Below are 6,779 nucleotides of genomic sequence, written 5' to 3' on the forward strand. Positions count from 1 at the left end.
ATTTCATGAAGAAAACGCCCCGGTGCTTTGCGTCCGGGGCGTTTTCTTGTGCGCATTAATCCACGGTTGGACCAGAACTGAGGCTAGTTTGGCACGATGCCCTTGACGCTAAGGGCTTTCCAACCCAGAAATCCGTAAAAAATCCTTGTGCCTCAGGGTGGAACCGCTAACGTGCCAGTCCCGCCCATGTCGGTACGCAAGTCAGAGGAACTGAGGGTATGAAGATCAGCATTGAACGCGGCACCCTTCTCAAGGCCGTTTCGCAGGCTCAATCCGTTGTGGAACGGCGCAATACCATTCCCATACTTGCCAACGTGCTGATTGAGGCGGAGGGCGATCAGGCCCAGTTCCGCGCCACCGATCTGGATATCGAAGTGCTCGATAAAGCGCCCGCGCAGGTCGAGAAAGCCGGTGCGACCACTGTTGCGGCGACCACCCTGCATGAGATCGTGCGGAAACTGCCGGATGGGGCGCTGGTGACTCTGACCGCAGACAGTGCTGCAGGTCGGTTGACCGTCGAGGCAGGCCGGTCAAATTTCTCGTTGGCGACGCTGCCGAAAGAAGATTTTCCGGTCATGGCGTCCTCGGAATATCAATCGAATTTCACCGCGTCAGCGGCGCTGCTGCGTCGGCTGTTCGACAAATCGAAATTCGCCATCTCGACGGAAGAGACCCGGTACTACCTGAACGGTGTCTACATGCATGTGGCTGATGGCTCTGACGGCGGCAAAGTTCTGCGTTGTGTGGCCACCGACGGTCACCGTCTGGCGCGTATCGATGCAGATCTGCCGGATGGGGCCGCAGACATGGCGGGAGTGATCGTGCCACGCAAAACCGTGGGCGAGCTGCGCAAGCTGCTGGACGATGATGAAATGGATATCGCCGTTTCGGTCAGCGAAACCAAAGTACGTTTTGCCACGCCGGATATAACTCTGACCTCGAAGGTCATCGATGGCACATTCCCCGATTACACACGCGTCATCCCGCAAGGGAACACGCGCAAGCTTGAGGTCGATGCGGCCGAGTTTGCGCAGGCTGTAGACCGGGTGGCGACAGTGTCGTCCGAACGGTCGCGTGCGGTAAAGCTGCAACTGGACGGCGACAAGCTGGTCCTTTCGGTTAATGCACCAGACAGTGGCGCTGCTGAAGAAGAACTGGCCGTCGCCTATGGGGATGAACGGTTGGAGATCGGGTTTAACGCCAAGTATTTGCTAGAGATTGCGTCTCAGGTCGATCGTGAGAATGCAGTGTTCCTGTTTAACTCTGCGGGTGATCCGACCCTGATGCGCGAAGGCAATGACCAGAGCGCGGTTTACGTTGTCATGCCGATGCGCGTCTGATCGCGCTGGCGCGCGATGCCTTCGGCGACCGTATTTTTGACAAGAAGAAGGGAGGGGTCATGGGATTGGCCCTGACCGAGCTTACGGTCTCGCATTTTCGATCTCACAAACTGGCGCGGTTGTCTTTGGATGGGCGGCCCGTCGCGATTCATGGGCCGAACGGAGCCGGCAAGACCAACATCCTTGAAGCGGTATCTTTGTTTTCGCCTGGGCGCGGAATGAGGCGCGCGAGCGCGGCAGAGATGACGCGGCGGCCCGAGGCGTTGGGCTGGAAGGTGTCAGGGGTGTTGGGTGCGCAGGGGCAGCGATATGAGATCGAAACCTGGTCCGAGGGCGGTGCGGCGCGGCAGGTTCGGATTGACGAAAAAGCCTCGAGCCAGATCGAGCTTGGTAAACTGGCGCGGGTTGTTTGGCTGATCCCATCGATGGACCGGCTTTGGATCGAAGGAGCCGAGGGGCGGCGGCGGTTTCTGGACCGTATCGCGCTGAGTTTTGATCCGACCCATGCCGAAGCGTCTTTGTCATATGAAAAAGCAATGCGGGAACGGAACCGTCTGTTGAAAGAGCAGGTGAGGGATGCCCATTGGTATGCGGCCTTGGAGGGTCAGATGGCTGAGTCCGGACATCGCATCCATGCTGCGCGCCTTTCGGCGTTGGATTATCTGCGTGCCGCGCAGGATCGGGCGGAGACGGCTTTTCCGTCGGCTGAGCTGGAATTGATCCAGACTGAAGGCGCGATGCCTGAGACAGCAGAGGATCTGCGTGACGCCTTAAGTGAGAGTCGCTTCCGGGATCTGGCTGCGGGCCGGACTTTGGTAGGGCCGCATCGGTCAGACGTGTATGGGGTTTTTGCTGCAAAGGGCGTTCCGGCCAAGGATTGCTCGACAGGCGAGCAGAAAGCGTTGCTTGTGTCTTTGATTTTGTCGAACGCGCGTGCGCTGGCAGAGATGGTTGGGGCGCCTCCGATTGTACTGTTGGACGAAGTGGCTGCCCATCTGGACGCAGGTCGGCGCGCGGCGCTTTATGATGAGATTTGCGCTCTGGGGGCTCAGGCCTGGATGACGGGCACCGGGCCTGAGTTGTTTACTGAATTGGGGGACCGGGCCCAAACGGTGGTTGTCACCGAAGGGGATGAGGGCTCGGTCGTGACCGCTTAGGCCGGTTCGCTGACTTTACGTTCCCACAGGAAGCCGCGCATAACTTCGTCGACCGGGGTTTTGGCCATGTGGTTGACGTAGTTCGACATGGTTTTCTGTGCCAGGCCCAGCACCACATCCAGAACAGCGCGGTGTGAATAGCCCGCATCGAAGAACGCCTGCAGCTGTTCCTCGGTCGGGTTGCCACGTGTTTCCATAACTTGCAGAGTGAAGGTGCGCAGTGCCTCGAGCTTGGCCGAAGGCAGCGGAGTTTCATTGCGCAGCGCCTCGGTGATTTCGTCCGAGACTTTCATCATCTTGGCGATACCGGTGTGCGCGGGCACGCAATAGTGGCACTCGTTTTCCACGTTGATGGTCTGCCAAACAACGGTTTTCTCATCGTTGCCGAAATCGGTTTGCAAGAAGAGGCCGTGCAGAACCTGATAACCTTCCAGGTGCTGCGGGCTTTCGGCCATCACCTTGTGCAAACCGGGCAAGCGACCAAACGCGGCCTGCGATTTTTCGAGAAGAGGTTTGGACCCTTCGGGAGCGGTTTCGAGGTCGTGCGACGGAAAATTGGCCATGTCGGAACTCCTGTTTTTGGCGCGATGAATCGTATTTAGAGTTTATTGAACGATCGCTCAAGTATATACTTGAGTGAACGTTCAAGAATTGGTGATGCTGATGCCCCGGAAACCCGCATATGATCGTGATGCTCTGATTGCTAAAGCAAAGGACATCTTCTGGCGTCAGGGCTGGGCCGGGACGTCGTTGAAGGATTTGGAGCGGGAATTGAAGCTAAAGCCCGGCAGTTTTTATGCGGCATTCGGCTCGAAGGATGCGCTCTATGCGCTGACGATGGAAAGCTACACCCGGGAAGGCGTGGCACGCCTAAAGGCCTTGGCTGAAAAGTTGGGGCCCAAAGGGGCGTTGAAAGCGCAGCCCCGTTTGGTGATCGAAGCGGTCGAGAGCCCGACGAAAGCCTGCATGTTGGCAAAGACATATGCGGAGTTGCAAGCGAAAGATCACGATCTTGCAGATCAAGCTGCGCGGCACATGACTGAGATGAAAGCGTGTTTTGCCGAGCTGTTCCGAAGCGCTCAGAATGCTGGTGAAATTCGGTCTGAACATGACCCGGATCGACTGGCGGCGCGGTATCAGTCTGACATTCTTGGGTTGCGATTGTCGGCTGAGCGCGAGGATGTCGACGCAGAGGAAATCGCTGCGGATATTGCCGCTGACATTGATCGCTTGTGAGCCTGTAACCAGCAGGCAAAAAACGACCCTCGCAAACACAAAATCTTGGGGGATCGCGTGACATTCCCCACCAGAAAACGTATAAGTTACCAAAATAATATAGGTACTGACTGAATGTCCGAAGACGCACAGGCTCCTCAAGAATACGGCGCAGATTCCATTAAAGTTCTCAAAGGGTTAGAGGCCGTTCGCAAGCGCCCCGGCATGTATATCGGGGACACGGATGATGGCTCGGGCCTGCACCACATGGTGTATGAGGTGGTCGACAACGGGATCGACGAAGCCTTGGCGGGGCATGCTGACCATGTCACGGTAAAAATCCACGCGGATTCCAGCGTTTCTGTCAGTGATAACGGGCGCGGAATTCCGGTCGATATTCACCCGGAAGAGGGCGTTTCAGCGGCTGAAGTCATTATGACCCAACTGCACGCGGGCGGTAAGTTCGACAGCAATTCCTACAAGGTGTCGGGCGGTCTGCACGGCGTGGGCGTTTCGGTTGTGAACGCCCTGTCCGATTGGCTGGAATTGCGCATCTGGCGTGCGGGCAAGGAACATGTCGCACGCTTTGAGGGTGGCGAGACAGCGGAACATCTGAAGGTCGTGGGTGATTGCGGCGATCGAACAGGAACCGAAGTGCGGTTTCTGGCCTCGACCAACACGTTTTCGAACCTCGAATACTCATTCGACACGCTGGAAAAGCGTCTGCGCGAGTTGGCCTTCCTGAACTCAGGCGTGCGGATCATCCTGATTGATGAACGCCCTGCCGAGCGGTTGGAGACCGAGCTGTTCTATGAGGGCGGTGTCAAGGAGTTCGTCAAGTATCTCGATCGGTCCAAGACCCCGGCCATGCCCGAGCCGATATATATCAAGGGTGAGCGTGACGACATCGGCGTGGAAATCGCGATGTGGTGGAATGACAGCTACCATGAGACGGTTCTGCCCTTCACCAACAACATTCCGCAGCGGGATGGCGGTACGCATGTCGCCGGTTTCCGGGGCGCTTTGACTCGGACAATCAACAATTATGCGCAGTCCAGCGGGATCGCAAAGAAGGAAAAGGTCAGCTTCACAGGGGACGATGCGCGTGAGGGTCTGACCTGCGTGCTGTCGGTAAAGGTGCCAGACCCGAAATTCTCATCCCAAACCAAGGACAAGCTTGTCTCGTCCGAGGTTCGCCCGGCGGTCGAAGGTTTGATGAATGAAAAACTGGCCGAGTGGTTTGAAGAAAACCCCAATGAAGCCAAGGGTATCGTCGGCAAGATCATCGAGGCTGCTCTGGCCCGTGAGGCTGCCCGAAAGGCCCGTGAACTGACTCGCCGCAAGACGGCGATGGATGTGAACTATCTGGCCGGTAAGCTGAAGGATTGTTCCGAGAAAGACCCGTCCAAAACCGAAGTTTTCCTGGTCGAGGGGGACTCGGCAGGTGGTTCCGCGCAAACAGGTCGGGATCGTCTGACTCAGGCTGTTTTGCCCTTGCGCGGGAAAATCCTGAACGTGGAACGCGCGCGGTTTGATCGAATGCTGTCGTCGCAGGAAATCGGCAACCTAGTGATGGCGCTGGGCACTGGTATTGGCCGCGATGAGTTCAACATCGAAAAGCTGCGCTACCACAAGATCGTCATCATGACCGACGCCGACGTGGACGGTGCACATATCCGGACGCTGCTGCTGACCTTCTTCTACCGGCAGATGCCGGAACTGATCGAGGGCGGGTACCTTTATATCGCTCAGCCACCGCTTTATAAGGTTTCACGAGGTAAATCAGAGGTTTACCTGAAGGATCAGGCCGCGCTGGACGACTATCTGATCAATCAGGGCGTCGAAGGGGCCGTGTTGAAGCTTGGCTCGGGTGAAGAAATCATCGGCCAAGACCTCACGCGTGTCGTGGACGAAGCGCGCCAGTTGAAACGTGTTCTGGACGCCTTCCCGACGCATTACCCGCGTCACATTCTGGAACAGGCTGCCGTAGCCGGGGCCTTCGTGCCAGGTGCCGTTGATGCCGACCTGCAAGGCGTGGCTGACAAAGTTGCTGCCCGTCTCGACTTGATCGCGCTGGAATATGAACGCGGCTGGCAAGGCCGGATCACTCAGGATCACGGCATCCGACTGGCCCGTATCCTGCGCGGTGTGGAAGAGGTGCGCACGCTGGACGGCCCCATGCTGCGTTCGGGCGAAGCGCGAAAAACCGGCAGCTTCACTCAGAGCCTGCAAGAGGTCTACAACACCCCGGCAACGCTGGTGCGTCGCGACCGTTCCCAAGTGATCCACGGACCGCTAGACCTGCTGCGCGCTATCCTGGAAGAGGGCGAGAAGGGTCTGTCGCTGCAACGCTACAAAGGTTTGGGTGAAATGAACCCGGATCAGCTGTGGGAGACAACACTGGACCCGGACGCCCGCACGCTGCTGCAGGTGCGCGTGGACGATATGGTCGAGGCCGACGATCTGTTCACCAAGCTGATGGGTGACGTGGTCGAACCACGCCGCGAATTCATCCAGAAAAACGCGTTGAGTGTTGAAAACCTGGATTTTTGATCGTTTGTAGGTTTGCGCATAACACTTCGCGCACCCCATAAGTTTACGTAGTTCGCCCATAGTTTTGCGCTGCGCGTTTGTCTGCATTAGCGACGAATTCAATCAGTTTATGGCTTAGTCGTCGCGGTTATGGCCCTTTGCATTGCTCAACCCCGCAAAGGGCCTCCCTAAGGAAACTTGGATTCTCGCGAAGGTCTGCGATGCGCAGAAAGCTGACTTTGCAAATTTTCAAGAAAGGCACCAAAGAAATAGCTTTCACCAATCGACAAACATGTCGCGTTATGGCCAGGCAAACGCTTGGTGGTGCCGAAAACAGAGCTTGTGAAGTTGTCCCAAGAGTTTTCTTCTTCGAAATCAGTGAGCTTCTAAAAGAACCGTCGCCCGCGTGGGTCGCATTAAACGGTTCGTTCGGCCGATTGTCACCAAATGTCGTCAGAACCTTCCCGGATACAAATTCATCATGTTCTGCACGTCAAGCTCACTCGAAAACGCATCGGGATTACTCCAGATCACG

6 protein-coding genes are annotated in these 6,779 nt (G+C 56.9%); 5 read left to right on the forward strand and 1 reads right to left on the reverse strand.

Annotation, left to right across the window (positions count from 1 at the left end; translation table 11 throughout):
• Window positions 1-218 precede the first annotated feature (218 nt).
• Both dnaN and recF read left to right on the forward strand, forming a co-directional pair.
• Window positions 219-1,340, forward strand: a complete 1,122-nt coding sequence (gene dnaN, locus GOV89_RS19415) for a DNA polymerase III subunit beta (RefSeq protein ID WP_171181209.1) — start codon at window positions 219-221, stop codon at window positions 1,338-1,340.
• Between the two features lie 59 nt (window positions 1,341-1,399).
• Window positions 1,400-2,497 carry a DNA replication/repair protein RecF gene (recF, locus tag GOV89_RS19420; RefSeq protein ID WP_171181210.1) on the forward strand — a complete coding sequence of 366 codons (1,098 nt, stop codon included), beginning with the start codon at window positions 1,400-1,402 and terminating at the stop codon, window positions 2,495-2,497.
• Here the strand turns inward: recF and GOV89_RS19425 are convergent.
• Window positions 2,494-3,060 carry a carboxymuconolactone decarboxylase family protein gene (locus tag GOV89_RS19425; RefSeq protein WP_171181213.1) on the reverse strand — a complete coding sequence of 189 codons (567 nt, stop codon included), beginning with the start codon at window positions 3,058-3,060 and terminating at the stop codon, window positions 2,494-2,496. The two genes, recF and GOV89_RS19425, sit on opposite strands and share 4 nt — an antisense overlap.
• 100 nt (window positions 3,061-3,160) lie before the next feature.
• Between GOV89_RS19425 and GOV89_RS19430 the strand changes: the two genes are divergently transcribed.
• From GOV89_RS19430 to GOV89_RS22710, 3 genes are all read left to right on the forward strand, one after another.
• Window positions 3,161-3,733 carry a TetR/AcrR family transcriptional regulator gene (locus GOV89_RS19430; RefSeq protein WP_171181215.1) on the forward strand — a complete coding sequence of 191 codons (573 nt, stop codon included), beginning with the start codon at window positions 3,161-3,163 and terminating at the stop codon, window positions 3,731-3,733.
• A gap of 114 nt (window positions 3,734-3,847) precedes the next feature.
• Window positions 3,848-6,265, forward strand: a complete 2,418-nt coding sequence (gene gyrB / locus GOV89_RS19435) for a DNA topoisomerase (ATP-hydrolyzing) subunit B (RefSeq protein WP_171181218.1) — start codon at window positions 3,848-3,850, stop codon at window positions 6,263-6,265.
• Window positions 6,266-6,465: 200 nt separating this feature from the next.
• A partial coding sequence (locus GOV89_RS22710; protein WP_217352183.1) for a hypothetical protein occupies window positions 6,466-6,779 on the forward strand: 314 nt, incomplete at its 3' end.

Origin of the sequence: Ruegeria sp. HKCCA5763 (assembly GCF_013034545.1) — a bacterium.
GTDB lineage: Bacteria > Pseudomonadota > Alphaproteobacteria > Rhodobacterales > Rhodobacteraceae > Ruegeria.

Coding starts and splice junctions, on each gene's coding strand:
- recF (WP_171181210.1), top strand. CDS start 1,400: ATGGGATTGGCCCTGACCGAGCTTACGGTCTCGCATTTTCGATCTCAC.
- GOV89_RS19430 (WP_171181215.1), top strand. CDS start 3,161: ATGCCCCGGAAACCCGCATATGATCGTGATGCTCTGATTGCTAAAGCA.
- GOV89_RS19425 (WP_171181213.1), bottom strand. CDS start 3,060: ATGGCCAATTTTCCGTCGCACGACCTCGAAACCGCTCCCGAAGGGTCC.
- dnaN (WP_171181209.1), top strand. CDS start 219: ATGAAGATCAGCATTGAACGCGGCACCCTTCTCAAGGCCGTTTCGCAG.
- gyrB (WP_171181218.1), top strand. CDS start 3,848: ATGTCCGAAGACGCACAGGCTCCTCAAGAATACGGCGCAGATTCCATT.